This window comes from Spirosoma harenae (assembly GCF_054776975.1).
Genome location: NZ_BAAHBD010000008.1, coordinates 945880 through 970847, shown reverse-complemented (window position 1 = coordinate 970847; position 24968 = coordinate 945880). Strand labels below are relative to the sequence as shown.

Here is a 24968-nt window from a genome sequence, read left to right as displayed (position 1 = left end):
TCACCAGATTGACATCCATACACTTTTCATTTTATAAACACGATATCCCTTACAATCATGGAACTAGTAAAACAGGAATCCGTAGCTGAATTAACCCGAAAAGGGGCATGTTTAGCATTTTTTGAAGCGTATAGTGACCTCGACACCGCCCGAATGATTAACCTGGCTACCCCCGATGCAACCGTCCATTTCGTACCGCTCGGCGAGGATGGTAAAGGCACCTTCTGGGAATTTGGCAAATCGGTTTGGGAGTTAATTATGGATTGCTTCCCCAATGTCGACAATACCGTTGACGCCATCACGGCTGATGGAGATGTGATTACGTGCCAGGTAACGATTTTTGGCACACAGGCCAAGGAATTTATGGGCATTCCCAGTAAAGGACATACATTCAACAGTGATCACATTTTTGTGTTCCGCTTCGATGAGGCTGACCGAATTACCCACGTAGACATTAGCTGGGATGCTGCTCGATTTGCCAGTCAGCTTTCCTGATTGATGAGTTCGAATGAACGCCACTGATCGTGGTAATCCGGCAACTTTCATAAAAACGGTCTTATCTTTACCAAGTTAATAGGAACCGTTTTTATGAAAGTTGCCGGATTTAGTTTTATCCGAAATGCCATTCTGTTCGATTATCCGATTGTAGAGGCTATTACGTCGGTATTACCGGTCTGCGATGAATTCGTGATTGCTGTTGGCGATTCAGACGACGATACGCTTGGGCTGATTCAATCGATTCCTTCCGATAAAATTCGCATTATCCGCACCACCTGGGATCAGGATGCACGAACTGGTGGACGTGTATTAGCTTTGGAAACTGACAAAGCATTGGCTGCTATTTCGCCAGATACCGATTGGGCATTTTATATACAGGGCGACGAGGTATTGCATGAGCAATCGATTCCGGCTGTTCGGGAGTCGATGGAACGCTATCTCAATGATAAGAATGTAGAAGGGTTGCTGTTCAAGTATGTCCATTTCTTTGGCTCGTACAGCTATGTGGGTGACTCCCGACGTTGGTATCGACGCGAAATTCGCGTGATTCGGAATACGGGTAATGTTGTGTCGTACAGAGATGCGCAGGGCTTTCGAACGCGAGGTAATCAGAAGCTTCAGGTCAAATTAATTGATGCCTATATTTATCATTACGGCTGGGTAAAACCACCTGATTTACAGAAGAATCGTCTTCGATACGCGAATCACTTCTGGCACACAGATCCCGAACGAATTGCTGAAGTAGAAGCGTTGCAGGAGAATTTTGATTATAGTGAAATCGATTCACTAGCACTTTTTACGGGTACACATCCCGTCGTTATGCAGCCCCGCGTCGACCGCTTGAATTGGAACTTTACATTCGATACCAGCCAGAAACGATACACGCTACGTGTGCGATTTCTAACCTTTATCGAAAAGTTAACTGGTTGGCGAATAGGGGAGTATAAGAATTATAAGCTGTGAATAGTTAGGACATGGGGTGAAGGGCATAGGGTAAAATGTAGAATAGTTTATTACCCTATGCCCTTCACCCCATGCCTTATGCTCCTTCTACACATCACACAACACCACTGCTTCTTTCAGACTGGTTAGCGGGTCGCGTTTTGGGATAAATTCCTGGGCTACGAAACCTTTGTATCCTGTTTCAACAATGGCTTTCATAATAGCTGGGTAGTAAAGCTCCTGTGTTTCGTCGATCTCATTACGACCTGGATTGCCGCCCGTGTGGTAATGACCAAAGTATTGGTGATTATTTCGGATTGTACGGATGATATCACCCTCCATGATTTGCATATGATAGATGTCGTACAGCAGTTTGAAATTTTCCGATCCGACTTTCTTACACAATTCGACACCCCAGGCGCTATGATCGCACATGTAATCTTTGTGATCCACTTTGCTGTTGAGCAACTCCATAATCATGGTTACACCGTACTTCTGTGCGCTAGGCATCAGGCGTTTCAGACCCACAGCACAATTCTCCATACCTTCGGCATCGCTCATACCCCGTCGGTTTCCTGAGAAACAAATGACCCGATCCAGACCAGCTTCTTTCAACTTCGGAAAAATAGCTTCGTAACTGGCAACCAGTTCATCGTGCAGTTTAGGGTCGTTAAAACCTTGCGTAATGCCCTTGCCAGCGCCCTGCGGCATCGAGCAGGTCAGGCCGTATTTTTTAGCGACTTCCCATTGGTTAGGATCAAGCAGGTCGATTCCCTTAATACCCATGTCTTTTGCCGCTTTGCAAAAATCTTCGAGCGGAATTTTGCTGTAACACCATTTGCAAACGGCATGGTTGATATTTCCTTTCAAGAGGGTAGGGGCTTGTTCAGATTGCGTCATGGAAGTAGCAAACGAATGGGTCAGGGTAGGCAGCGTTAGTGCCGTACCAGTGAGAGTTTTTAGGGCCGTTCGGCGTTGCATAGTGATAGAATGATTGAGTGATAGAATGATTGAATGACTGAATAGGAAAGTAATTGGCCGGGCCATTCTATCACTCAATCATTCTATCATTCAAAATTATAACTCACGAATCCGGATGTTGCGATACCAAACTTTGTTGCCGTGATCCTGCAACGCAATATGGCCAGTCGAATACTTGCCAAAGCCTTCCCATCCCTTGAATTTACTCTCCGAAACCATTTTATCCCACTCAGGGCCGCTGGTTGGATACTCCGCCGTTTTCTTGCCGTTCAGATATTGTTCAGCTTTGCCGTTATTGATAACCAACTTGGCTTTATTCCATTCGCCAGCGGGTTTAGCGGCTCCGGGTGTAACGGGCTTTTGTAAATCATACAAAGAACCCGCCGTACGGTTGCCGTCGCGGCCTTGTTTGGCATCAGGATGGCGCTCATTATCAAGAACCTGCATTTCAGGTCCTGTTTGATACGTAGCCTTGTATTTTGGGTCTTCGTGAACGTGATAGATAATCCCACTATTACCGCCCTCGGCGATTTTCCATTCCAGTTCCAGTTCGAAATTGCCGTATTCTTTGTCGGTAACCAGGTCCCCGGCTCCACCGGCCGTTAAATGAATGGCGCCGTTATCAACGGTCCATTTTTCCGATATAGGTTGGCCTGCTTTCAGGTAAGTGTGCCAGCCTGTCAGGGTTTTACCATCAAATAAGGTTTCCCATTTTCCTTTGCTGGCTGGCGATTCGTAGCGAGAAAGCGTACTGGCCGGTGTATTGACTGAATTAACGTTGAGAGTGAGCGCGATGGCTAGCAGACTGGCAGAAACGCCACCTGTTACCGAAACATGCGTGAGGTTCATAATAGAAAAACGTTTGGATTTTGTCGGAGCAATAGTACTAAAAAAAAGATTCTGGTTAGACGTTTATAGGCCAAAGTTCCAGGTTTACTAGGCATAAAGCAATAAAGATTTGTAAGGTATATAGTGAAAAATTACCCCCATCTATCCAGTGGGACTGTAAAATATTTACGTTTGAACGATCTTTAATGCAATTTTAGCCCCGATAAATCTGTTGGATTAAAGCAACATTGATTTAGGTTGTATATTGCCCTTATGGAAACACGAACCCTCGTACCTGCTGAACAGCAACGTTATCAAAAGCACCTGAATTTACCGGAAATTGGCACTGCTGGACAATTAAAACTCAAAAACGCTCGTGTACTCGTTGTAGGAGCTGGCGGATTAGGATGCCCGGTTTTGCTCTATCTGACGGCAGCTGGTGTAGGTACCATTGGCGTAATTGATCCAGATGCGGTAGACCTCAGTAACTTACAACGGCAGGTCCTGTATACAACTGGCGAAGTTGGTAAACCCAAAGTAAAAACCGCCGTAAACCACCTGAATCGACTTAATCCGGAAATTCGATTCGATACCTATGCAATGGCACTCGATTTTGGTAATGCCCGATCCATTATTGAGTCCTACGATATTGTGGTGGATTGCACCGACAATTTTAAGGTTCGCTATCTGGTCAACGATGTGTGTGTACTATTGGGGAAACCGTTTGTATACGGAGCCATCCATCGATTTGAAGGGCAGGTGGCGGTCCTGAATGCTGAATTAGGTGATGGCCGACGAGGACCAACGTATCGGTGTTTGTTTCCTGAACATCCGGCCGAAATGGAAATTCCTAATTGTAATGAAACGGGCGTGCTGGGCGTGTTGCCGGGTGTAATCGGGACATTTCAGGCCAGCGAAGTCATTAAATTGATTACAGGCATTGGGCAGTCATTGAGTGAGCAGTTACTGATGATTGATCTACTGACTATGGAGCAGCAAAAGATTCGTACAAAACGTCGGACCGATGCGGAAGAGTTGGCCCGAAATGGATTGACATCGGCTGGTTCGCAATCTAATCCGGGCGTGTCGGGGCCTCAAAAGATGACGGTGCACGAATTAGCCGATCACCTGGCACGCGAAGAGCCCGTTTTCTTACTCGATGTACGTGACCGGACCGAATATGATCTTTGCCACCTTGAAGGCGCTGTATTGATTCCGGTGAGTATGATTCCGAATAATCGGAAGCGAATCCCAACCGACCGACCGGTTGTTATTTACTGCCACCACGGTATCCGTTCGGCCAATGTCGCACAGTATTTATATGCGCAGGATGGTCTTACGAATTTATATAATCTCGACGGAGGAATTAACGCCTGGGCGCGTGAGATCGAACCTGAAATGGCAGTTTATTAACCTCCATTTACTAAACCATTGCCAGTCATTTCATCGAAACTCCGTTACTTTGTACCGGAGTTTTTTCGTTGGAACAGCTTCTAATACAAATAGGTCGTTATGTCAGAATGGCCATTCCGTCGCATCATGCGCTTATGAATCTTACAAATATTCTCAAATACGTTGTTTCTCTGGCAATTGCTGGTGGACTTCTCTGGTTTACCTTTCAACAAAGTCATCTCGATGCAGCCGATCTATGGCAGAAGATCAGTGCCGCTGATTATCGGTGGGTATTGTTGTCTGGTGTGTTTACAATTATCGCTCACTGGAGCCGGGCCGAACGATGGCGTATTTTGCTCGAACCCGTCGTTCCACAACGTCCTACCTCGCTTGATGCAACGGTTAGTGTACTGACAGGTTATCTGGCGAATATGGCCCTGCCACGCGCAGGAGAAGTGGCTCGTTGTGGAACGCTGTATCGTTTATCAGGCGTTCCGGTTAATGTTAGTTTCGGGACCGTAGTGGCCGAACGATTATTTGATTTGTTGATGCTTATTCTATTACTAGGCGCTACGTTCGTGCTGGAGTTTGATCGATTGAGTGAATTTTTTACGGAATTTCTGGGGGGTAAACTGCCGCAAGGTTCTAATGGTGCGGTTTTATTGGCTGCTGTTGGTGCGGTAGTACTAGGGATCGCCTTGCTTGGTTGGTTTTTATACAACCGCTACCGGGAAGCGTTGGGTAAACATCCTTTATTTCAAAAAGTCACGGGTTTTCTAAATGGTCTACTGGCTGGATTGTTAAGTGTACGGAAACTGCATCGCCCTGGCGCTTTTATATTCCATACCCTGCTCATCTGGACCATGTATTACCTGATGTCATACGTCTTGTTTTTTGCGCTGCCCGCTACCTCTGGGCTTGGCATGCTGGCTGGTTTGACCATTCTGGTGGTTGGCTCGCTGGGAATGGCTGCACCAACGCCTGGTGGCATCGGATCGTTTCACTTACTGGTAGGTCAGGTTGCTATTTTGTATAACCTGACTAGTCAGGACGGCCAGATTCTGGCGACTTTTATTCATGGTGTTTCGGCCATTATGATTATTATTCTAGGTATCTTGGCACTCTTTGTAGTGTTGTTCAGACGGAATAAAGTAACCAATCTACCAGACGTACTCGACGACCCAAAAGCTATTAAACTGGAACAGTAATTATGACTGAATCCAAAATTCTTACGCGTGAACAGGCTATTCGTCAGGCTGACCAATGGCGGACGGAAGGGCAGCAGATTGTCTTTACCAACGGCTGCTTCGATATTGTTCACCTTGGCCATATTGATTACCTCGAAAAAGCCCATGATCTAGGCAACAAGTTGATTTTAGGGCTAAATACAGATGCATCGGTAAGTTGTATTAAAGGTCCGTTACGACCTGTGGTGAACGAATACGCCCGCGCTCGACTAATGGCCGCTCTTGAATTTGTAGACGCTGTGGTTCTTTTTGGAGAACCAACTCCGCTGGAATTGATCGAAGACGTAAAACCCGATATTCTGGTAAAAGGCAATGACTATTCCGTAGCGACCATTGTTGGCGCTGATTTCGTACTGGGCCGAGGTGGCCGTGTTGAAACTATTGAACTGGTGCCCGGCTATTCGACCACCAAACTAATCGAACGCATCAAACAGAGTTATTAGGGGGTAGTCGATAGTTACGGTCTGTCGTTGCGGTCACGCAAGAGACGTTTGTTGTCAACTCCTATCAACTCTAACTTATATCGTCTCCTTCAACGGTTCGCTGCTTGGATAAATGGTAAAAAGTTGGGATACTTTTTAGGCAAAACTGTTGTTTTACTAACGATGGCCGGTTAATTGGCCATTTTCCACAAACCTAACTAATTAACGATGATCTGGTTAATCATGATTCTAATCTTCGGCGCTAGCGCATTTGTGAGTTGGCGATTACGAAGCAAATTCAATGAATATTCACAAATCGGACTGAGCAATGGTATGAGCGGAGCTGAAGTGGCTCAGAAAATGCTGCGTGAAAACGGCATTTATGATGTTCGCGTTGTTTCAGTTGAGGGTATGCTCACCGACCACTATAACCCGCAGGAAAAGACCGTTAACCTGAGTGCAGATGTATATTATGGTCGAAGTGTAGCCGCTGCGGCTGTTGCTTCACACGAATGTGGTCACGCTGTGCAACACAAAGTTGCTTATGGCCCTTTGCAGTTCCGTTCGGCAATGGTGCCCGTGTTAACAGTTTCGTCGCAGTACTTACAATGGGTGTTGCTGGCCGGTATCTTATTGCTGCAGACTACGCCGATTCCGTTGGCAATTGGTGTTGCTCTGTTCGCCCTGACTACCATTTTTAGCTTTGTTACGCTTCCTGTTGAGTTCGATGCCAGTCGTCGGGCTTTGGCGTGGATTCAGACAAATGGTGTGGTGAATCAGCGGGAATACGGCTTTGCCAAAGATGCCCTTTGGTGGGCTGCTATGACTTATGTCGTTGCCGCGCTTGGTTCACTGGCCACGTTGCTATATTACGCTAGCCTTCTGCTAGGCGGTCGTAGAAGCGACTAACCGAACGCATAAAGGAGTTGACTATCAAAAAAAGCCACGTCTCAACAGACGTGGCTTTTTTTGATAGTCAACTCCTCAATATTAAGCTAATTGGCGAATTGTTATGAGTAGTGCTTCGTAACCCGATTCAACCATTTCGGGGGTTGGTGCTGAACGATCGATCAATGTTCCCACGACGGCTACAGCGAGTGCAATAACCAGGGCAGGCCAGAAACCGACAATCGTGAAGCTATCCATGAACTTGTCGATGAGTTTTAGCAGAAGAGCCGTTACAATAATACGAACCAAGCCAGTCAGCAGGAAAAACGTGACCAGATTGAGAGGAAACCGGATAATCCAGCCTACAAAGAAATTAAGTAAACCTAGTAATAGCGCAATCAGTACGGCTGTTCCGAAGTTCTTAACGTCGACTTGGGGCATGAGGTAAGCCAACCCAAAAATTACGCCGGCGTCAACAAGAATGTGTAGGATGAGATTCATAAACAGGTATATGCAGTGTAAAAAAACAACCGTTTTGGTACACGGATGGTTTAACTCCTAAACTAGATTCGATACGTATGCACCAACTTTGGATTTTACTACTTGTGTCGCTATTTGCCTGTGGACAGCGTTCTCCTCAGCAGGCAACCGCATCCAGTCAGGCCGATACGGTTGCTGCGTATCAGTTGCGTACCCCCAGTCGCGATGGAACTGGCAAGATCTATCAGGGCCGCGAAATCGCGCAGGTAATGGGACATCTGGGCGCATCCTGGCTCGAACGTCCGGAACGCGAGCGTGAAGAACGCACCGATCTGCTACTCAAAGCACTTTCGTTAAAATCAAGCGACGTTGTTGCCGATATTGGCGCTGGAACAGGCTTTTTTACGTTTCTGATGTCGTCACAACTCCCGAAAGGAAAAGTAATTGCCGTTGATATTCAACCCGAAATGATTGAGTACCTGAACCAGGGAAAACGTAAACATAAAGCCTTTAATGTTGAGCCTGTACTTGGCACAGAATCCGATCCGAAACTGGCGGCCGGCAGTATCGATATGGCTATTCTGATTGATGCGTACCACGAATTCTCGTACCCACGAGAAATGATTAATCACATCGCAACGGCTTTAAAACCGGGCGGTCGCATTGTGTTAGTCGAGTATCGGGCTGAAGATCCGAATGTGCCGATCAAAGAACTGCACAAACTGAGTGTAGCCCAGGCGGTCAGGGAGATGAGCGCGGCTGGATTAAAATTGCTCAAAAATGATGACCGTTTGCCGCAACAGCATATTATGTTTTTCGGACGGTAAAAGTCATGACTCTACCAGTTCTCTCCCGGCTAGTTTACTTTTACGGAATCCGTACGAGAAGTAAATCACTAGTCCAATGGCGAGCCAAACAAGGAAAATAACCCAGTTAGTAACACCAAGCTCAGTCATTAAATATAGATTGGTAAGTATCCCCAGAATAGGAAGCAGCGAAAAATTATTCTGAAAAGCAAGGACAGATAGCGTAGCCCAGACAATCCAGAAAACGGCTACAAGCGGCTTTTCGACAATCATTGGTAAAAAATCGCCTGTTGAAAGAATGTAGCCAATCATTAAAATAAAGCTGACCCCAACCAGATATTTTCCGTTGACATAAGGCACCCGAAACTTCGATTGTTGCGAAATTCCCTTAGCATCCAGATATAGAATTCCTCCACAAACCAGAATAAAAGCGAAGAAAGTACCAACGCTGGTTAGATCGATAAAAAACTGCATATCTAGAAATAGCGAAGGAACGGCAACTAGAATGCCAGTAATGATCGTCGCAAATGATGGGGTGCGAAACTTTGGATGAATTTCCGAAAATTTCGGCCACAGTAAACCATCGCGGCTCATGGTCATCCAGATACGGGGTTGCCCCAGTTGATAGGCCAGTAACGCACTCGTAATAGCTACGACAGCACTTACTGAAATAATACCAGCCATAAAGTTTAGGTCCAACTTCTGGAATACGTACGCCAACGGATCGTCGACGCCAAGCTCCTTGAAATTAACCATGCCTGTTAACACCAGAGTGATCAGCACGTACAGAATCGTACAGATCACCAGGCAGTATATCATAGCGCGAGGTAGATCGCGTTGTGGATTACGACACTCTTCGGCTGTCGTTGAAATCGAGTCGAAACCGATAAAGGCGAAGAATACAGAAGCTACACCACTGAGCACACCCTTCATTCCATTTGGCGCAAATGGTGACCAGTTATCGGGTTTTACGTAAAAAACGCCGACGCTAATTACTAGCCCAATCACGAAAAGCTTTAGCACTACCAAAAGATTACTGGCATTCCGGGATTCTTTAATACCGATATAAACCAGTGCCGTGATCAGTACGGTAATCATACCGGCCGGTACATCCATAATGATTTTCAATCCACCTACCGAAGGAGCTTCGTTGAAGGCATTAGCCAGGGCCAGCAGGTTTTCAGGGAGGGCAGTTGCTGCCGGTCTGGCAGCCTGTACCTGTTCGTAGGCACGATGGGCTGATCCGTAATCGGTTGCTAGCCAACCGGGAAATTTTATGCCAAATCCTGATAGCATCGATGTAAAATACTCGGACCACGAAATGGCTACGACCATGTTCGAAACCGCATATTCAAGAATTAACGCCCAACCAATTATCCAGGCAAAAATTTCTCCAAACGATACATACGCATACGTATAAGCGCTGCCACTAACGGGGACAGTACTGGCAAACTGAGCATAACTCAAGGCCGTAAATACGCAGGCAATAGCGGTAAAGACAAACAGGAGTGATACAGCAGGTCCTCCGTTAAAACTGGCTCGGCCGATGGTGCTGAATATCCCCGCACCAATAATAGCGGCTATTCCGAGCGAGGTTAAATCGCGAACGCCCAATACTTTCATCAGGTGCGAAGAGTCGCCTTTACTGGCATCTCCAATGGCTTGCGTTACGGTCTTTTTACGGAAAACGGACATGTATCAGGAGAGGAAAAACGGGTTCTGTTGACGTTAAACCGCTAAAAATAGCCATTCTTTCCGTTTATCCAAAAGGTACGGAAAGGCTCTAACTTCGTTAATAATTTACTTCTTAAGCTTGCCGTAACTGTTATTATAGGTTTTCCCTTCCTTAGGATGAGTGAATTTTAAAGCTGTCCAGGTAGCGTTTACGCTTAGATTCTTACTTTCAACAAGCCCGTAATCATAGCCTATTTCAATCACCTTGGTTATTTTTAGGTCAGTACCCAGTTTTCCGGCTTTGGGCCAGGATACCCAAAGTGTACCGGTAGGTCTTACATGATCTTTTAAGATTGGGAACATCTTATGGAGTGTTGCCTGATCGGTAGCAAATAAATGGATGAAATCGAAATCACCGGATAACGTTTCGGCTATGTCAAGAGTCGGCAAATTCATGGACTCAATTGCTTCTGCAGGTGCGTCGATGAATATTGCTCGCGCACCTGGTTTTATTCCCATCTTTTCTGATACTGATTTGTTTGTGCTCATACCTGTAATGTAAGTAATACTTATTGTGGAGTTTATTTTCCAGGAAATCAGTTATATAACACAGTTAAAACATAGGAAAAGATGAAGCAAGCGAAGGTGATTGATACGCCTGTAAAGGGAATGTTGAACCAATATTTTCTAGCTACCCAAACGTAAAAGCCAACTGTCAGGATATTGGAAAGAAAGAAGAAATGATCGGATTGTAAAACGGAAAAATAGCGAACGGCTAAATAGAAATTAACGATCCCAATAAACATAACGCCACTGCTATGACTTCCATTGAACCCAATCCAGGCTTTCCACATGTTTATTTTCGGAGAGAGAATGGGAGAGGAAATTTTCATTTCGTCAACCATTTTTTCATTTTTTGACGAGAATGCATTGGTTAAAAACGTAAGATATAAGTGCATACTTCCTAGGAATGCAAAAATTAGTGCGCCTATTTCCCAAAGGTATTTTGCTAGCATCATTGGTTTGTAAAAGGAACAGGTGGATATTGCTAAAAGTAGCTTTTTATTTTCGTCTTATGCCAATTCGGTATTCGGCGTCGTTCATGTAGAGCAGAATTATTAAACTATGTCCATACTGGTTCAGAATCTTACGAAAGTATATAATCAGCAGCGGGCTGTCGATCAGATTTCGCTGACGGTACAGCAGGGAGAGATTGTCGGATTTCTTGGGCCTAATGGAGCCGGAAAATCTACAACGATGAAAATCGCAACCGGTTATTTAGCCCCCACAGAAGGAACGATAGAGGTGAATGGATTCGATGTTCGAACGCAGTCGATGGATGTTCGTCGAAGTGTGGGCTATCTTCCCGAACATAACCCCTTGTATCTGGATCTGTATGTGAAAGAATATCTGCGATTTGCAGGGTCGCTGCATGGTTTGCGGGGTTCCAGCCTGAGCCAACGGATAGCTGCGATGATTGAGCTGGTTGGTTTAGGGCATGAACAGCACAAACGGATTAGCCAGTTGTCAAAAGGATATCGTCAGCGAGTGGGATTAGCACAAGCGCTCTTACATAATCCGCCAGTCTTAATTCTGGACGAACCCACTACCGGGCTTGATCCAAATCAGCTAGCTGAAATCAGGCAGGTTATTCGTGAGGTTGGCCGAAACAAAACGGTACTGTTTTCCACGCACATCATGCAGGAGGTCGAAGCCATCTGTGACCGTGTTGTCATAATCAATCGGGGAAAAATAGTAGCTGATAGCCCGCTGAGCCAGCTAAGAAGCGCTTCAACTACGGAAGGTATTATCGTGGTAGCTGAGTTTGAGCAGGAATTGGAAAATTCAGATGTACTGAAGAGGTTACCTGGGGTAGAAAAAGTGGACTTATTAGGCAATGGGCAGTATCGCATCATGGCTAAATCCAGCACAGATTTGCGAGCGTCTATTTTTCGCCTGGCTGCCGATCATCAGTTAACCCTGGTGGGGTTACGCCAACAGGAGAATTCGCTGGAAGGAATCTTTAAGGAACTAACAAAATGAAGTCGTCAGTCGATAGGCACGAGACGCCAGTTACTGACGTTGGTAGCTATTGACTGACGACTAATTTTTTACGGCTAACGACTATTTTGCTGACGCCATCAGCGGATATTGGTCGAAAATAGATCGGACGATTCCTTTGAAGTAGTTGTTCTTGAAATTCTGATTGCGCATCATTTTCGAGGCATATCCTTTCCAGATAACCTGATACGACTCAGCGTCGATCAGCGAAATCATTAACGTACCTTCGTCTAGATTATAATCGATGCGTTTGTACGTAGCATCATCATCTTCACGCACAACCCAGTCTTTGATCACTGGCTGTTGATAGCCTCTGAAACGCAGATCAGATCGGAAAATGTTGTAGGAAATTAATAGATTAGGGCTACGGTTGCTGACGCGATAGCCACGGGCTTCCATCTGGTGTCGGATTGCGTCTTGAATATCGGAGCAGAGAAGCGTTGAATCAACGAATTCACACTCCAGGAAATTAAATGATTCGTAGTTTTTGAAATGACCTTCATAGCTATAATCATGCTCCACAAACAATCTGGTGGATGAGCAACCCGCCATAGCAATAACGGCCATTGTAAATAGAATTCCGACGAACGTTTTCATGCGTGCTTAGTAAAAGTTTTCGAGCTATATTATTAGAGGCAATGAATTAACTTGGATTTACTTCTGGTCGAACTCAAATATAATCGTAAATGTTTGGCAAACAATATTGTATCGCCAAATTTTAATTCTTAATTAGGCCCCGGTAAAATTCTAATCCGCGACGCATTTCGGCTCCAGTTACAACTACATCGAAGGTGCAACTGCCCGGCCCATCAAGCAATGCCATGCGTACTTCCCGACCCCGATTCTTTTTGTCTTGCAACGTTAATGCCAGAATGGGTTCAATATCGTCATCGGCTAGCCGAACATTACCATATACGGAAAATAGGTACTCTTCGGTTGCGGTAAGTAGCTCCTGATCGATCATTTTTTTTTGAAACGCGATAAATGCCTCCGCAACCATGCCTACTGCAATGGCTTCGCCGTGTAAAAGGCGCTTGCGGGGCTGGTTTAAAAAGTAGGTTTCAACGGCATGACCCAACGTATGACCAAAGTTGAGAATTTTGCGTAACCCCTTTTCGGTGGGGTCCTGCTCCACAATACGTTGTTTGACGGTTACCGAATGAGCAACCAACGTACTCCAGTCCTGCTCATCGAGATCACGCCGACGAATCTGGTCCCACATCGACGCATCGGCAATCAGACAATGTTTGATAATTTCTGCAAAACCTGACCGGAGTTCACGTTCGGGAAGAGTTGCCAAAAACGTTGGATCAATTAAAACAGTATTTGGCTGTTGAAACACCCCAATATGATTTTTAAGTCCATTAAAGTCGATGCCGAGTTTGCCGCCTACACTGGCGTCTACCTGAGCGAGCAGGGTGGTGGGTAGTTGAGCAAAGGCGATTCCGCGTTTGTACGTAGCTGCGCAAAAGCCACCCATGTCGCCAATAACTCCTCCGCCGAGATTGAGCACAAGTGCATGTCGGTCAAAATTGGCCCGCGTCAGTGAATCCCAAATTAATTCGCAAGTGGCAATGTGTTTTTGCTCTTCCCCCGCCTTAACCCGGATGACGGTATGTTTGGGTAAGACTGCTTTCAATTCAGGATAACAAAAACGATAGGTATGATTATCAGCGATGACGGCAATGGCCGAAAAATCGTAAGACTCAAGGAAAGCAGGTAGGCTTTCGGAAATCGGAGCAATGGCTACTGTTGACATGGTGTAAAAGTACGGAAACTGCCGTTCTCTGTTGCATATATAAAACGCAGTTAGCACACAAATCTCGATTGAATTTGCCGTGTTTCCCACAGGCCGCTAAATCCGGTTTCGTAATTCCCTGGTCAAAAACCGCAGGAGTATATCTACTTACTATGTACCTATTGGTATTTGAATTGTAACTATCTGCAAATCAGTGCTTTGTAATTTTATATAGAAAGCATATGGCATTTTTTAGTTATCGCCTTATAATAAAGTGGCTATCTGATTATCAAGTAATTATCCTTATGTTTAATAGTAAATTTTTCTATTACACACCAGTTTTTCGTTCACCTTCCTGTATGAAGCACATATTACTTGCGCTTTCCCTGGCTACGCCATGCGTGCTGTACGCCCAATCCGACTCGTTGACCAATGGCTCAGCAGTCGCTTCTCAATCTCCCAAACCCTTACCACTTTATCGCCCTGGATTTGCTGTAATGGCCTCGCTTGGCTCGGCTGGTGGAGGAGTTGCCGTTGGGTACTCAATCAATCGTCAATTAGCTGCCCGGCTTGGTGCTAATTTGTTCAACTATTCCGATAAGCTGAAAAGTGGTAAAGATTCGGATGACCTACAGATTGGCTTCGACTACAAAGTCAAATTACAAACCGTCAATCTGTTAGTGGATTACTATCCATTTAAACAAACGGGTGTTCGGGTTACGGGCGGAGTGTTCTATAATCTGAATCAGATTTCGTTTTTTGGTAAACCGACGAAAGACGTAAAACTTAACGATATAACCTTCACCGTTGACGAGGTCGGAACCTTGGATGGTAAAGCTGATTTTAATCGCGTTGCTCCTTATGTGGGATTAGGATTCGGGAATCCATATACCCGTCGTCGACTCAAATTCATGTTCGATATTGGATTTTTCTACCAGCAATCTCCCCAGATTACGTTTCAAACAACCGGCATGCTGGAACCCTCGTCCGATCAGGGAGCTGTGATTCAGAATAACCTGAAGCCTCTCAAATATTACCCAGTCATCAATTTGGGTCTTTCTTATAAACTATAACCATACCTCTTATTTAATGAATCCCTATCGTATCATGAAAACATCGTTACGCAATTCACGTCGTCCTTTTCTAAAGGCGCTCTCTATTTCAACTGCCTTAGGCCTGATCGTTGGTTGTCAGGATATAAAAGATATTCAGAATATAGATCCACTAAATGGGGTCGTTTTCAAACTCAATTATCAACCGGCTAAAACGCAGATTCAGGGTTTAGTCGTTGATGCCAAAACAGGTATGCCGCTAGAGGTTCCTATCCAGATTTCTATACTAGGCAAGGATGCGAGCCGAACAATTACCTTTGAAGGGAAAGCAGTTACTTCCTATACGGCTCCCAAAGGAGATCTGTTTATTGGCTTGAAAGGTAATATTCCAACAAAAACAGCCCCTGCCGAACTGCGTGTTATTGTCGATGCAGAAGGGTATGTATCCTCCAGTACGAATTTAACCCTAATGAGCGAGTCAAATGCTCCTTTCGTCATCCGTTTAGTAAAAACAGATGCTGTGCCGAATGGAGTTGGAGCCGTAGAGTCAACGGTAGCTGCTACATCAACAGGAGCACTGGCGGCCAGTAAGTCCATTGAGGTAACGACGTCTGCTAATGGTATCGCAACGCCTGTACAAACAACCTTATCGCTTCCTGCCAATACTGTGCTTAAAGATGAAAAAGGACAACCCATTGTAGGGAATATAAAAATGTCGGTTGTAGCTTATGCAGGGCAGAATGAGCAGGTTTCGAATCTGTTTCCAGGTGGACTGGTAACGACTATAGCGAAAGATGCATCAGGTAAAACCGACGTGAGAAAGGTGTTTCAACCTGTTGGTTTTGTGGCGATTGACATGACAGGAAGCAATGGCCAGCAGGTGAGCACATTTAGCCAGCCTGTTCAGATTGAAATGAGCGTGCCATCCACAACCATCAATCCGTCAACCAATCAACCTGTGAAAGTAGGGGATAAGATGGCTGTTTATAGCTACAACGAGAAAACAGGTGTTTGGACATATGAGCGTAGTGTTGCCGTTGAGCAGCAAGGCGGAAAGCTGGTTGTTAAAGCGCCAATTACACACTTATCGTACTACGCGGTTGAATGCGATACGCCTACTAGTTCGACATATATGTTTCAGGTTACTGTTGCCGGTAATGTCGGCTATCCCAAAGGTTTCCCAATTACCTGGCGTATTACCAACAAGAATGGTACCTTGGTTTTCGGTGCTACAGGGGAACTTAGTTCCGAGATGGCGGATGGGTCGTATAGTCATCACTTTGACACGTCTGTTCCTACTTATAATCCGATAGGAATGACAGCGCCCAACAATGGCTACACGATTACAATAACATCGGCTTCAGGTGAGGTATTATATACTGAGGATTTTACCGCCAATTTTACGTTAATGGGAGGCATGGATTTTAAGTATTTACAAATTCAGAAACCTTACAAGCCGGGCCTGAAGGCAAAATTCACGATCCAGGCTAAATGCGAGAATGGTAAGAATCTATCGATAAACCCTTCTGGAATTACAGCCTTTGTCACACCTCTAGACAATTCAGCAGTAACTGTGCAAGGCTTTGGGCTGTATGCACAGTTTGAAAATGGCGTGGGTACCTTCACCGGATTGGCAAAAAATACAAAATACAAGGCTTGTGTTTATAATCAAGGTGCTTTTTGTGAGGAGTTTACAACCGGAGAAACAGATTCAGAACAGACGTTGAACTACATATTAAAGGCGAACACGCAGGTTTGTAAATAGAAGCAAGGTCATTAATTGGCTTTGATGGAATGAATTAAAAAGAAAGGATTCGATTTTTAGAAGTTGACGGCAATCTTTTCGCTTACTTCGCTTAAAATCTAAACCTTTCTTTTTGTTTTATGAAGGTTCGCTACCGTGTTCTGTCTGTTTTATTCCTTCTCTCTACCATTACCTACCTCGACCGCGTTTGCATGAACGTTGTCAGTAAATACGTTAAAGACGATTTACACCTTAACAATCAGCAATTTGGCTGGATTTTGGGCGCTTTCTCGCTCTCCTATGCATTATTTGAAATTCCGACAGGTTCACTCGGTGATAGTGTTGGGCCACGACGTATATTGACTCGCGTAGTGTTATGGTGGTCGGGGTTTACGGCACTTACTGGTACTGCGTTCAATTTTCTCTATCTCCTGATTGTTCGATTTCTGTTTGGTGCCGGTGAAGCAGGCGCTTATCCGAATGCCTCCATTGTGATTGCCCGTTGGTTTCCGGCGGTCGAAATTGGTCGGGCTCAGTCGGTTATTTGGGCCGCCGGACGATTGGGCGGAGCGTTGACCCCTTTGCTGGTAATTCCATTAGTTCACTGGGCTGGTTGGCGGTGGGCGTTTGCTATTTTAGGCATTGTGGGTGTGATGTGGGCTATCGGCTGGTATATATGGTTTCGGGATGAACCGGCTGAAAAAGAGGGAATTAGTCAGGGGGAAGTGCTGGAAATAGAAGCAGGACGTACGGTGAGGCACACCGACCATAGCATTCCCTGGACGACCATTATCCGCAACCCTGATTTGTGGGCGCTTATGCTGATGTGCCATCTGTTTTTCTATGGATCGTACTTTTTTACCAATTGGTCGTCGGTTTACTTTCAGGAGGGGCGTGGTCTTAGCGAAGACGAAACGAAAAATTTTATTTCCCTGTCCTATTTTCTAGGCGCAATCGGTTGCCTGGTAGGAGGAGGATTGAGTGATATTTTGACCAAACGTTATGGGCTAAAAATAGGTCGACGTGTGGTCGGAGTTGGAGGCCTAGGGTTGTCGAGTTTGTTTTTTCTGCTGGCCGGATTGGCTACTGATAACCAAACGGCAGGCTATTTACTGGCGATTTGTGTCTTGATGAAAGACCTGGCCCTGCCAGTGGCTTTTGCCGTGTGTGTCGATATTGGGCAACGAAATGCCGGTACCGTTGCTGGTTCGATGAATTTTGCTGGACAATTAGGTGGTTTTTTCATTACCATTCTGTTTGGCATCATTGTCGAGCAGACGAAGAACTTCAATTATCCACTATTTATGATAGCTGGTTGTCTGCTGGTTAGCTCCTTACTCTGGTTGCGCATTGATCCCACAAAGCCTGTATCGATAAAGTAAGCATCATCGGAAAATCCAACCGTTAAATAAAAACTATACGTCTTATTTCATTAGCAATCTCTACACTAATTGGTAAAAATGAGCTTTATTGGCCGATTTTTTATCAGTATGCTAATTATCAGCTCATTCAGCCTTATAGTTTCTAACCTTCTTGAAAAGTTGGTAAATTAGAATAGTGCTATTTTATTGAAAGCTATCCGCTCATTTGTGTTATTCATTAACCCATTTCTACTCATTGTTGATTGTGCGTCGCCGGACGATTTTGACCGCCATACCTTTGTTGCGGTCAATTAATCAAAACCAATAAACGACAAATACAATGAACAAATTAGTGAAATCGTGTGCTATTGCTTTTGTAAGTCTGAGTGCCTGTACGGGATTAGTTTCCTGTGATAAAAACCAGTTAGTGGAGCCGCTTGTACCAGCCGCTAATCCAACCGATAGCGAAATTGCCAGCATCAATGCGCTGGGACGTAAGCAGTATCGGTTGATGAAAATAAACAAAGTGCACTCGAATGGAAATACCAACGAAACCATCTTTCAGTACAGCCGCGAAGGCAAGCTAACGCGTGTAACATTGTCTGGTAAACGATTCGACTTCGTATATGGCAATAACACGATTACCTCAACTGTTTTTGTTGCAGATACAGCCGGTGTCGTTCGTAAACAAACCGAATGGATTTATAAGCTGAATGCCAGCGGCCGGTGCTACCAGGCGTTAGTGAGCTACTTCGACAAAGACGGACTGTCTTACGGTCAGAAAGAATTAGATTATTATTATACGGGTACTGGAAAGTTGGAAAAAATCAAACATGGAGCAGATATAGAAGCGTCATTTATTTACAATAATAATGGTGATCTGTTTAAAAGCCTGAACATGAGCAATTTTGAGCAGCTCTATTATTACGACAAACCAGGACTTTACGCTGCTAATCTGCTATCCACTAAACCCGGTGAATTACCCTTGCAAGGGCTAATTCCTGATAAAAGTGACTTGAATCCCTGGAATTTGCCTTACGTGAATGAATTTCTGCCAATCTTTGGCCGGTTCCGCACCCACCTTCCCAAACGCTACCAGCAGCATCATATAGATACAAATACGACAAATGCTGATTGGTCGACAGGTTACTCTTTGAATGAGGACAATCAGGTTATCGAACGCAGTATCATTGTTAGTGCAGGTTATGGCTGGAAAGACAGTTATAATTACAATGTAATTCAAATAGAGCCTAATCAGCAATAAAGATCGGATCGGCAGTTGACTGTATAAAAGCAATAGGTGTCTCAATAAGCCACCTATTGCAGTATTAAAAAAAGAGGAAGGATTCTATCTCTTACGAGATCACTTTCAGCACATCGGCGAAGGCTTTCATTTGATCAATTGTGCCCAGGCTAACACGGCACCAGTACTGACCGTCGAATTTCCATTGACGGATACTTACGCCCTGTTCCATCATCCGGCCGACGAAATCTTCACCCTTCATCCGAATCGGGAACATCACGAAGTTGGCACCCGATGGTAGTGGTTCATAGTTTGTTTGTTTCAGGACGCCCAACAAGAAATCTTTCGATTCTTTCGCTTTGCCAAGCGAATAATTGATAAACTCCTTATCCTGCAAACTAACCATGGCTGCCCGTAGGGTCGTCATACTAATACAGCCACCACCCGTAGCGAATTTGCTGATTTCTTCCAGCAACTCAGGCTTAGCAATCATGTAGCCTGTCCGTAAACCAGCAAAGCCATGCACTTTCGAGAAGGTTTTCGTGATGATCACATTGCTGCCTTTTTTCACCATGTCTACCATACTATAATTTTTCGGATCTGGCGTATAATCGATATAAGCTTCGTCGACCAGAATTGGCGTTTTGGCACCAACTGATTCGCAGAATGCCCGCAGCTTGGACGGATCTACGATAATAGCCGTCGGGTTATTTGGATTGCAGAGATAAACCATACCCGTCTGCGCGTTAACACGACTGGCTAATTTATTCAGGTTTATATCATAACCATCGGCCGCTACCAGAGGGACACGATCAATCGTAATGCCGTGTTTGATAGCAGCGCGGGGTAACGCATCAAATGTTGGATCAGGAGCCACAATTGTACGACCCGCATTGGGACGGTAAGCTGCCCATAGCGAAGCCGCCGTCAGCAATTCGCCTGAGCCTGCACCCAATAAAATATAGTCTTCGGGAACCCCTTCCGTATCGGCAACCAGTTTCCGAAACTTTCTGGCGTACTCCATCGCATAGAGATAACCATCTGGAGCGGCTTCAGCAATGGTTTTGAGTACTTTCGGCGACGGACCGTATGGATTCTCGTTGGCCGATAAGCGGGCTTTCAATGGTCCTTTCGGAGCTTTGTAGCCCACTGGCATTTCGGGCGCAGGTTCGCAGAAGGCGGCTGGTGCAGCGGCCAGACTAAGGCCAGACAACATACTGGCCCGGAGCCAGTCTCGACGGTTGATAGACATAGATCAGTTTGATTGCGATGACAACGGATGAAGGTTTTTTTTAGAGACTTTATGGTCCATAAAAATGAAATACAGTTTATGGCCATTTGTTCTGCTATATGATTGCGAACAGATCAAAAATACGCCTATATGACTTGTTTTCGCAAATAATATTTTAACTATTTAAACTGAAATCATATAATGTTCTATATAGTGCAATTTTTTAAGAATAAAATATAATGAATAGATAGTGGTGGCCCCTTTTTACGTATAAAAAAAGGCAAGTGACTGAAAGTCTGACTAGTTATAAACGGTCTGACTCCTTTTCGAGGACTGGAAATGCAATCAATCTAATCGGGCTAATTCCTCTACTGAAATACTCCAGGCGCACCGGAAATGGCCCAACGGACATGCCTTTCGGCCATGCAGATTACAAGGTTTGCAATCAAGATATTCTGAAGTCTGGACAACTCGCGAGCCGTCGGCCAGTGGGCCAAAGCCAAACTCTGGTATTGTCGAACAGAAAACAGCTGTGGTGGGAGCATTCATTGCTGAGCACAGATGTAAGGGCGCTGAATCATTTACATAATTCATCATGGCTTCCTGTTGTAAAGCCGCCGATTGGAGCAGAGTCAATTTCCCCGCCAGATTGATTACTGATCCTTCTCGGCCTGAACGTGTTCGGATCGTTTCGCAGGCCGCTGAGTCGGTTGGTGCGCCCAGTAAATAGACCCGAATATGTTCGGGTAATGCCTGAATCAACTCCGCCCAACGTTCGGCCGGATATTGCTTTGTAAACCAGACCGACATAGGGGCTATGCATACATACGGTTGACCCTTATACGTACGTATGGCTTCATAATCAGCTTCTGACGGATAGAGTTTTGGACGGATAGGTACTTTAATCTCAGAAGATACAAAAGGGAACCGATTCGTGTTTTGCAAAGCATTTAGAATGCCTGCATTACGGTCAACTTCATGCAGCCCCGGTTCAAACCGATGCTCTACCTGAGCCGTAAAAAATCGGGAAAATGGGTTTTTAGTAAAACCAATAGTAACGGCTGCTTCTGATAGAGCCGTAAGCAATCCCATAGTTCCGAATCGTTGCAGATTAAGCACCGCATCATATTTCCGGCTGCGAACGATTCGTAACAGTCGCCATAAATCCCGATATTTGGCGAACGCACCCCCAGATCCTTTTTTGTGCCAGATCAATACTTCGTTCAGAAATGGGTGATTCGCTAATAGGCCTTCATTCCCTTTTCGTACCAGTATATCCAAAACGGCTTCAGGATAGACCCTATGGACCTGCTCGACTAGAGCAGTCGCCAGGATCACATCGCCGATGAAGGCAGTTTGGACGATCAGGAACCGGGGCCGATTGGTTGGGGTTATCATCAGTACGCTTACAGCGTCAATTTAGTTAAAATGGAAGATTACGAAGTATATACTTTACCCAACGGAATTCGGATTGCGCATAAACAAATACCACATACGCAGATTGCTCACTGTGGAATTATGCTCGACATTGGTAGTCGCGACGAGCAGCCGCATCAGCAGGGATTGGCCCATTTCTGGGAGCACATGGCCTTCAAAGGTACGGAAAAGCGTAAATCGTACCATATAATCACCCGTCTGGAAACCGTCGGGGGCGAATTAAATGCCTACACAACCAAAGAGAAAGTTTGCTTTCATGCCTCGGTATTAGACGCGCATTTTGAAAAAGCCACTGAATTACTGGCCGATATCACATTTCATTCCATTTTTCCCGAGAAGCAGATCGAACGTGAACGGGGTGTTATTCTGGAAGAAATGGCCATGTATTATGATTCGCCCGAAGATGCTATTCAGGATGATTTCGACGAACTGGTATTCCCAAACCATTCGCTTGGTGGCAATATTCTCGGTACGACCGAAACGGTAGGTTCTTTTCAGAGGGCAGATCTGCAACGATTTATTGCTGAGAATTACGATACCAGTCGAATTGTTTTTGCGTCGGTTAGTAAGTTGCCTTTTAAACAGGTTGTAAAAGTTGCCGAAAAATATTTTCGCGACGTACCTGCACAGTATTCAACTCGTCAGCGTAAAACACCTACGGATTACGTACCTCGCCACACACGGGTTGAGCGGCCCATTACACAGGCACAGTGCGCTATTGGCCGACCAGCCTATGCGTTAACTGATGCACGACGGCTTCCTTTTTTCATGCTAATCAACCTACTTGGTGGTCCTGGCATGAACTCCCGGTTGAACCTGAATCTGCGCGAAAAATACGGCTTGGTTTATTCGATCGATGCGAATTATACCCCGTATCTGGATACCGGATTTTTAGGGATTTATTTCGGAACAGACCCGAAAAAGGTAGATAAGGCACATTCGCTGATTATGGGGGAATTGAAGCGATTACGGGAGCAACCCCTTACGACGCTACAACTTCATCAAACCAAAGAGCAATTGATTGGGCAGTTGGCGATGGCGGAAGAGAGCAACAATAGTTTCATGCTCATGATGGCCAAAAGTCTGCTCGACATTAATCGTGTTGAAGCATTAACGGATATATTCCACGACATTAAGGCCGTAACGTCTGAGCAACTGCAAACACTGGCACAGGAAGCCTTCGACGAAATGCAATTCAGTTCGCTCACGTTTGTACCGGAAAAATGAGTCGATAGCAGCTATCGACTATCGACTTTTATGACTATCAAAGACGCCCAAACTACGGTTGATGAGTGGATCAAGACAGTTGGTGTTCGTTATTTTAATGAACTGACCAATATGGCTATGTTGACTGAGGAAGTGGGTGAAGTAGCCCGAATTATTGCCCGGCGTTACGGAGAGCAATCAGAGAAAGAGTCGGATAAGCAGAAAGATCTTGGTGATGAAATGGCGGATGTATTATTTGTTCTCATTTGCCTGGCCAATCAAACGGGGATTGATTTGACTGAAGCCTTTGAGAAAAATCTGGCCAAGAAAAATATCCGTGATGCGACCCGCCATTTGGCTAACGAAAAGCTGAAATCGTAAGAGATTCTGGCTTTTTACAGCCCCTCAATTAGATTGCCGCCCATAGATTCTTTGGATGCTATTGCTTCCTTTTGGTCTTGGTTATGCACAAACTCTTTTTAGTTCTTATCAGCAGTTTATTGATTGCCTGTTCAGGTCGGAATTCATCGACGGAGACTACCAATCAAGCTACTTCGCAGTCAGAAACTACAAGTATGTACGATAAAGACCGACAGTTTTTACAAAAGCATCATCCTGACCTTATTGAATTGCAACTTGGCGACGCTCGTGCGCTGATCTGTCCGGCCTATCAAGGGCGCGTCATGACGACTACGGCCGATGGTCAGGCCAGTTATGGCTGGATCAATTACGAATTGATCCAATCAGGAAAATTGCTTCCGCACATGAATGCGTTCGGGGGGGAAGACCGTTTCTGGCTGGGGCCAGAAGGCGGACAATTTGCCTTGTATTTCAAAAAAGGCGACCCATTCGATGGTGATCATTGGCAGACACCAGCCGCTATTGACTCTGAGCCGTTCGCGGTTGCTGATACGAACAAGACTTCAGCAACATTTACCCGTAAATTTTCCGTAACCAACTATTCGGGCAATCGTTTCGACATCGGTATTGAACGGACAGTTCGTTTATTGGATAAAACTGCTATAAAACAGCAACTAGCGATTGACACAGATTCTCTGAGAGTAGTTGGTGTTCAGTCTGATAACAGTATTGAAAATCAGGGAAGTCAGCCCTGGACAGCCGAAACGGGAATGCTGTCCATCTGGATATTGGGTATGATGAATGCGGCACCTACTACGACCATTGTTGTTCCCTATCGGGAAGGGATGGGGCAGCCTGTTAATGATGCTTATTTTGGGAAAGTCCCGGCCGATCGGTTGCGGATGGGCAAAACGGCAGCTTTCTTCAAAGCCGACGCGAATTACCGAAGTAAAATTGGCGTTTCACCCGCACGGGCTACGAACTGGATTGGTAGCTACGATCCTGCCACCAAAACACTGACGCTGGTCACTTATGATTTCAACCCTAGCGATCATCAGTATGTAAATTCAGCCTGGGAAATTCAGAAAGAACCCTTCAGTGGTGATGTGTTGAACGCCTACAATGATGGCCCCATGAAACCCGGTCAGCCGCAAATGGGCCGTTTTTATGAATTGGAATCTTCGTCGCCAGCCGCCAGCCTCGCTCCTGGAGCCAAACAACGGCATCGCCATACGACTTTTCACGTACAGGGTCCAGAGCAACTTCTCAATCAATTGTCCGAACGCTTGTTGCACGCAGGTCTGGAGGACATTAAATAATTTGTTGGAGGATTTTGGTTCGAAGCCGAAGGCTGGTATAAAATGGTGTTGATTTCCA

25 protein-coding genes are annotated in these 24968 nt (G+C 45.2%); 15 read left to right on the top strand and 10 right to left on the bottom strand.

The genetic code is table 11. The features are described from left to right. Window positions 1-57 precede the first annotated feature (57 nt). Entirely contained in the window at window positions 58-495 is a 438-nt protein-coding gene (locus tag ACYVE4_RS12450; RefSeq protein WP_461040242.1) for an ester cyclase, read from the top strand. 93 nt (window positions 496-588) lie between these two features. Further along, window positions 589-1461, top strand: a complete 873-nt coding sequence (locus ACYVE4_RS12445) for a glycosyltransferase family protein (RefSeq protein ID WP_461040240.1) — start codon at window positions 589-591, stop codon at window positions 1459-1461. A gap of 87 nt (window positions 1462-1548) precedes the next feature. Here the strand turns inward: ACYVE4_RS12445 and ACYVE4_RS12440 are convergent, their stop codons facing one another. Together ACYVE4_RS12440 and ACYVE4_RS12435 are read right to left on the bottom strand one after the other, a co-directional pair. Continuing rightward, window positions 1549-2421: a hydroxypyruvate isomerase family protein gene (locus tag ACYVE4_RS12440; RefSeq protein ID WP_461040239.1), complete on the bottom strand. Its 873-nt coding sequence runs from the start codon at window positions 2419-2421 to the stop codon at window positions 1549-1551. A 96-nt stretch (window positions 2422-2517) separates the two neighbouring features. After that, the gene (locus tag ACYVE4_RS12435) at window positions 2518-3270 is read right to left on the bottom strand and encodes a 3-keto-disaccharide hydrolase (protein ID WP_461040238.1); all 753 of its coding nucleotides are present in this window, start codon (window positions 3268-3270) and stop codon (window positions 2518-2520) included. 252 nt (window positions 3271-3522) lie between these two features. Here ACYVE4_RS12435 and moeB point away from each other — a divergent pair, with 252 nt between their 5' ends. The 4 genes from moeB (at window position 3523) to ACYVE4_RS12415 (ending at window position 7219) form a co-directional block, all read left to right on the top strand. Further along, window positions 3523-4662 (top strand): molybdopterin-synthase adenylyltransferase MoeB, encoded by a 1140-nt coding sequence (gene moeB / locus ACYVE4_RS12430; protein ID WP_461040237.1) that lies wholly within the window; start codon window positions 3523-3525, stop codon window positions 4660-4662. A gap of 134 nt (window positions 4663-4796) precedes the next feature. Further along, window positions 4797-5849, top strand: a complete 1053-nt coding sequence (locus ACYVE4_RS12425) for a lysylphosphatidylglycerol synthase transmembrane domain-containing protein (RefSeq protein ID WP_461040236.1) — start codon at window positions 4797-4799, stop codon at window positions 5847-5849. A 2-nt stretch (window positions 5850-5851) separates the two neighbouring features. Continuing rightward, entirely contained in the window at window positions 5852-6331 is a 480-nt protein-coding gene (rfaE2, locus tag ACYVE4_RS12420) for a D-glycero-beta-D-manno-heptose 1-phosphate adenylyltransferase (protein ID WP_461040235.1), read from the top strand. A gap of 222 nt (window positions 6332-6553) precedes the next feature. Next, window positions 6554-7219 (top strand): zinc metallopeptidase, encoded by a 666-nt coding sequence (locus ACYVE4_RS12415; protein WP_461040233.1) that lies wholly within the window; start codon window positions 6554-6556, stop codon window positions 7217-7219. 81 nt (window positions 7220-7300) lie between these two features. On the opposite strand, the gene ACYVE4_RS12410 is transcribed toward ACYVE4_RS12415, so the two are convergent. Then, on the bottom strand, window positions 7301-7699 hold the full coding sequence (locus ACYVE4_RS12410; RefSeq protein WP_461040232.1) for a phage holin family protein: 399 nt from the start codon (window positions 7697-7699) through the stop codon (window positions 7301-7303). Window positions 7700-7776: 77 nt separating this feature from the next. On the opposite strand from ACYVE4_RS12410, the gene ACYVE4_RS12405 reads away from it, so the two are divergent. Next, window positions 7777-8505 (top strand): class I SAM-dependent methyltransferase, encoded by a 729-nt coding sequence (locus tag ACYVE4_RS12405; protein WP_461040230.1) that lies wholly within the window; start codon window positions 7777-7779, stop codon window positions 8503-8505. 3 nt (window positions 8506-8508) lie between these two features. Here the strand turns inward: ACYVE4_RS12405 and ACYVE4_RS12400 are convergent, their stop codons facing one another. From ACYVE4_RS12400 to ACYVE4_RS12390, 3 genes are all read right to left on the bottom strand, one after another. Then, window positions 8509-10179 carry an amino acid permease gene (locus tag ACYVE4_RS12400; RefSeq protein ID WP_461040228.1) on the bottom strand — a complete coding sequence of 557 codons (1671 nt, stop codon included), beginning with the start codon at window positions 10177-10179 and terminating at the stop codon, window positions 8509-8511. Between the two features lie 105 nt (window positions 10180-10284). Next, window positions 10285-10707, bottom strand: coding sequence for a hypothetical protein (locus ACYVE4_RS12395; protein WP_461040226.1), 423 nt, complete (start codon window positions 10705-10707; stop codon window positions 10285-10287). Window positions 10708-10754: 47 nt separating this feature from the next. Continuing rightward, on the bottom strand, window positions 10755-11174 hold the full coding sequence (locus ACYVE4_RS12390; protein WP_461040391.1) for an LIC_13387 family protein: 420 nt from the start codon (window positions 11172-11174) through the stop codon (window positions 10755-10757). A 109-nt stretch (window positions 11175-11283) separates the two neighbouring features. On the opposite strand from ACYVE4_RS12390, the gene gldA reads away from it, so the two are divergent. Beyond that, window positions 11284-12201 carry a gliding motility-associated ABC transporter ATP-binding subunit GldA gene (gene gldA / locus ACYVE4_RS12385; protein ID WP_461040224.1) on the top strand — a complete coding sequence of 306 codons (918 nt, stop codon included), beginning with the start codon at window positions 11284-11286 and terminating at the stop codon, window positions 12199-12201. Between the two features lie 81 nt (window positions 12202-12282). Here the strand turns inward: gldA and ACYVE4_RS12380 are convergent, their stop codons facing one another. Beyond that, window positions 12283-12816 carry a DUF4136 domain-containing protein gene (locus ACYVE4_RS12380; protein ID WP_461040223.1) on the bottom strand — a complete coding sequence of 178 codons (534 nt, stop codon included), beginning with the start codon at window positions 12814-12816 and terminating at the stop codon, window positions 12283-12285. A 121-nt stretch (window positions 12817-12937) separates the two neighbouring features. After that, window positions 12938-13978, bottom strand: a complete 1041-nt coding sequence (gene aroB / locus ACYVE4_RS12375; protein ID WP_461040222.1) for a 3-dehydroquinate synthase — start codon at window positions 13976-13978, stop codon at window positions 12938-12940. A gap of 338 nt (window positions 13979-14316) precedes the next feature. Between aroB and ACYVE4_RS12370 the strand changes: the two genes are divergently transcribed. From ACYVE4_RS12370 to ACYVE4_RS12355, 4 genes are all read left to right on the top strand, one after another. Then, window positions 14317-15030: a hypothetical protein gene (locus ACYVE4_RS12370; RefSeq protein WP_461040221.1), complete on the top strand. Its 714-nt coding sequence runs from the start codon at window positions 14317-14319 to the stop codon at window positions 15028-15030. A 34-nt stretch (window positions 15031-15064) separates the two neighbouring features. Further along, window positions 15065-16774: a hypothetical protein gene (locus ACYVE4_RS12365; protein WP_461040219.1), complete on the top strand. Its 1710-nt coding sequence runs from the start codon at window positions 15065-15067 to the stop codon at window positions 16772-16774. Between the two features lie 119 nt (window positions 16775-16893). Further along, complete coding sequence (locus tag ACYVE4_RS12360) at window positions 16894-18135, top strand: MFS transporter (protein ID WP_461040217.1); 1242 nt, start codon at window positions 16894-16896, stop codon at window positions 18133-18135. Window positions 18136-18454: 319 nt separating this feature from the next. Continuing rightward, on the top strand, window positions 18455-19378 hold the full coding sequence (locus ACYVE4_RS12355; RefSeq protein ID WP_461040216.1) for a hypothetical protein: 924 nt from the start codon (window positions 18455-18457) through the stop codon (window positions 19376-19378). Between the two features lie 91 nt (window positions 19379-19469). Here ACYVE4_RS12355 and ACYVE4_RS12350 read toward each other — a convergent pair whose 3' ends face one another. Continuing rightward, on the bottom strand, window positions 19470-20609 hold the full coding sequence (locus ACYVE4_RS12350) for a pyridoxal phosphate-dependent aminotransferase (protein WP_461040214.1): 1140 nt from the start codon (window positions 20607-20609) through the stop codon (window positions 19470-19472). 324 nt (window positions 20610-20933) lie between these two features. After that, window positions 20934-21986: a glycosyltransferase family 9 protein gene (locus ACYVE4_RS12345; RefSeq protein ID WP_461040213.1), complete on the bottom strand. Its 1053-nt coding sequence runs from the start codon at window positions 21984-21986 to the stop codon at window positions 20934-20936. 30 nt (window positions 21987-22016) lie between these two features. Here ACYVE4_RS12345 and ACYVE4_RS12340 point away from each other — a divergent pair, with 30 nt between their 5' ends. The 3 genes from ACYVE4_RS12340 (at window position 22017) to ACYVE4_RS12330 (ending at window position 24910) form a co-directional block, all read left to right on the top strand. Next, complete coding sequence (locus ACYVE4_RS12340) at window positions 22017-23252, top strand: M16 family metallopeptidase (protein ID WP_461040211.1); 1236 nt, start codon at window positions 22017-22019, stop codon at window positions 23250-23252. A gap of 30 nt (window positions 23253-23282) precedes the next feature. Continuing rightward, window positions 23283-23612, top strand: coding sequence for a nucleotide pyrophosphohydrolase (locus tag ACYVE4_RS12335; protein WP_461040210.1), 330 nt, complete (start codon window positions 23283-23285; stop codon window positions 23610-23612). A gap of 83 nt (window positions 23613-23695) precedes the next feature. Next, on the top strand, window positions 23696-24910 hold the full coding sequence (locus tag ACYVE4_RS12330) for a DUF6786 family protein (protein ID WP_461040209.1): 1215 nt from the start codon (window positions 23696-23698) through the stop codon (window positions 24908-24910). Window positions 24911-24968: the final 58 nt, after the last annotated feature.

Bases quoted from the DNA above. Each gene is read 5' to 3' on its own strand.
- ACYVE4_RS12355 (WP_461040216.1), top strand. From the start codon at position 18,455: ATGAACAAATTAGTGAAATCGTGTGCTATTGCTTTTGTAAGTCTGAGT.
- ACYVE4_RS12410 (WP_461040232.1), bottom strand. From the start codon at position 7,699: ATGAATCTCATCCTACACATTCTTGTTGACGCCGGCGTAATTTTTGGG.
- ACYVE4_RS12340 (WP_461040211.1), top strand. From the start codon at position 22,017: ATGGAAGATTACGAAGTATATACTTTACCCAACGGAATTCGGATTGCG.
- ACYVE4_RS12345 (WP_461040213.1), bottom strand. From the start codon at position 21,986: ATGATAACCCCAACCAATCGGCCCCGGTTCCTGATCGTCCAAACTGCC.
- ACYVE4_RS12435 (WP_461040238.1), bottom strand. From the start codon at position 3,270: ATGAACCTCACGCATGTTTCGGTAACAGGTGGCGTTTCTGCCAGTCTG.
- ACYVE4_RS12350 (WP_461040214.1), bottom strand. From the start codon at position 20,609: ATGTCTATCAACCGTCGAGACTGGCTCCGGGCCAGTATGTTGTCTGGC.
- ACYVE4_RS12405 (WP_461040230.1), top strand. From the start codon at position 7,777: ATGCACCAACTTTGGATTTTACTACTTGTGTCGCTATTTGCCTGTGGA.
- moeB (WP_461040237.1), top strand. From the start codon at position 3,523: ATGGAAACACGAACCCTCGTACCTGCTGAACAGCAACGTTATCAAAAG.
- ACYVE4_RS12415 (WP_461040233.1), top strand. From the start codon at position 6,554: ATGATTCTAATCTTCGGCGCTAGCGCATTTGTGAGTTGGCGATTACGA.
- ACYVE4_RS12380 (WP_461040223.1), bottom strand. From the start codon at position 12,816: ATGAAAACGTTCGTCGGAATTCTATTTACAATGGCCGTTATTGCTATG.
- ACYVE4_RS12445 (WP_461040240.1), top strand. From the start codon at position 589: ATGAAAGTTGCCGGATTTAGTTTTATCCGAAATGCCATTCTGTTCGAT.
- ACYVE4_RS12450 (WP_461040242.1), top strand. From the start codon at position 58: ATGGAACTAGTAAAACAGGAATCCGTAGCTGAATTAACCCGAAAAGGG.
- aroB (WP_461040222.1), bottom strand. From the start codon at position 13,978: ATGTCAACAGTAGCCATTGCTCCGATTTCCGAAAGCCTACCTGCTTTC.
- ACYVE4_RS12400 (WP_461040228.1), bottom strand. From the start codon at position 10,179: ATGTCCGTTTTCCGTAAAAAGACCGTAACGCAAGCCATTGGAGATGCC.
- rfaE2 (WP_461040235.1), top strand. From the start codon at position 5,852: ATGACTGAATCCAAAATTCTTACGCGTGAACAGGCTATTCGTCAGGCT.
- ACYVE4_RS12335 (WP_461040210.1), top strand. From the start codon at position 23,283: ATGACTATCAAAGACGCCCAAACTACGGTTGATGAGTGGATCAAGACA.
- ACYVE4_RS12365 (WP_461040219.1), top strand. From the start codon at position 15,065: ATGAAAACATCGTTACGCAATTCACGTCGTCCTTTTCTAAAGGCGCTC.
- gldA (WP_461040224.1), top strand. From the start codon at position 11,284: ATGTCCATACTGGTTCAGAATCTTACGAAAGTATATAATCAGCAGCGG.
- ACYVE4_RS12390 (WP_461040391.1), bottom strand. From the start codon at position 11,174: ATGCTAGCAAAATACCTTTGGGAAATAGGCGCACTAATTTTTGCATTC.
- ACYVE4_RS12360 (WP_461040217.1), top strand. From the start codon at position 16,894: ATGAAGGTTCGCTACCGTGTTCTGTCTGTTTTATTCCTTCTCTCTACC.
- ACYVE4_RS12440 (WP_461040239.1), bottom strand. From the start codon at position 2,421: ATGCAACGCCGAACGGCCCTAAAAACTCTCACTGGTACGGCACTAACG.
- ACYVE4_RS12370 (WP_461040221.1), top strand. From the start codon at position 14,317: ATGAAGCACATATTACTTGCGCTTTCCCTGGCTACGCCATGCGTGCTG.
- ACYVE4_RS12395 (WP_461040226.1), bottom strand. From the start codon at position 10,707: ATGAGCACAAACAAATCAGTATCAGAAAAGATGGGAATAAAACCAGGT.
- ACYVE4_RS12425 (WP_461040236.1), top strand. From the start codon at position 4,797: ATGAATCTTACAAATATTCTCAAATACGTTGTTTCTCTGGCAATTGCT.
- ACYVE4_RS12330 (WP_461040209.1), top strand. From the start codon at position 23,696: ATGCACAAACTCTTTTTAGTTCTTATCAGCAGTTTATTGATTGCCTGT.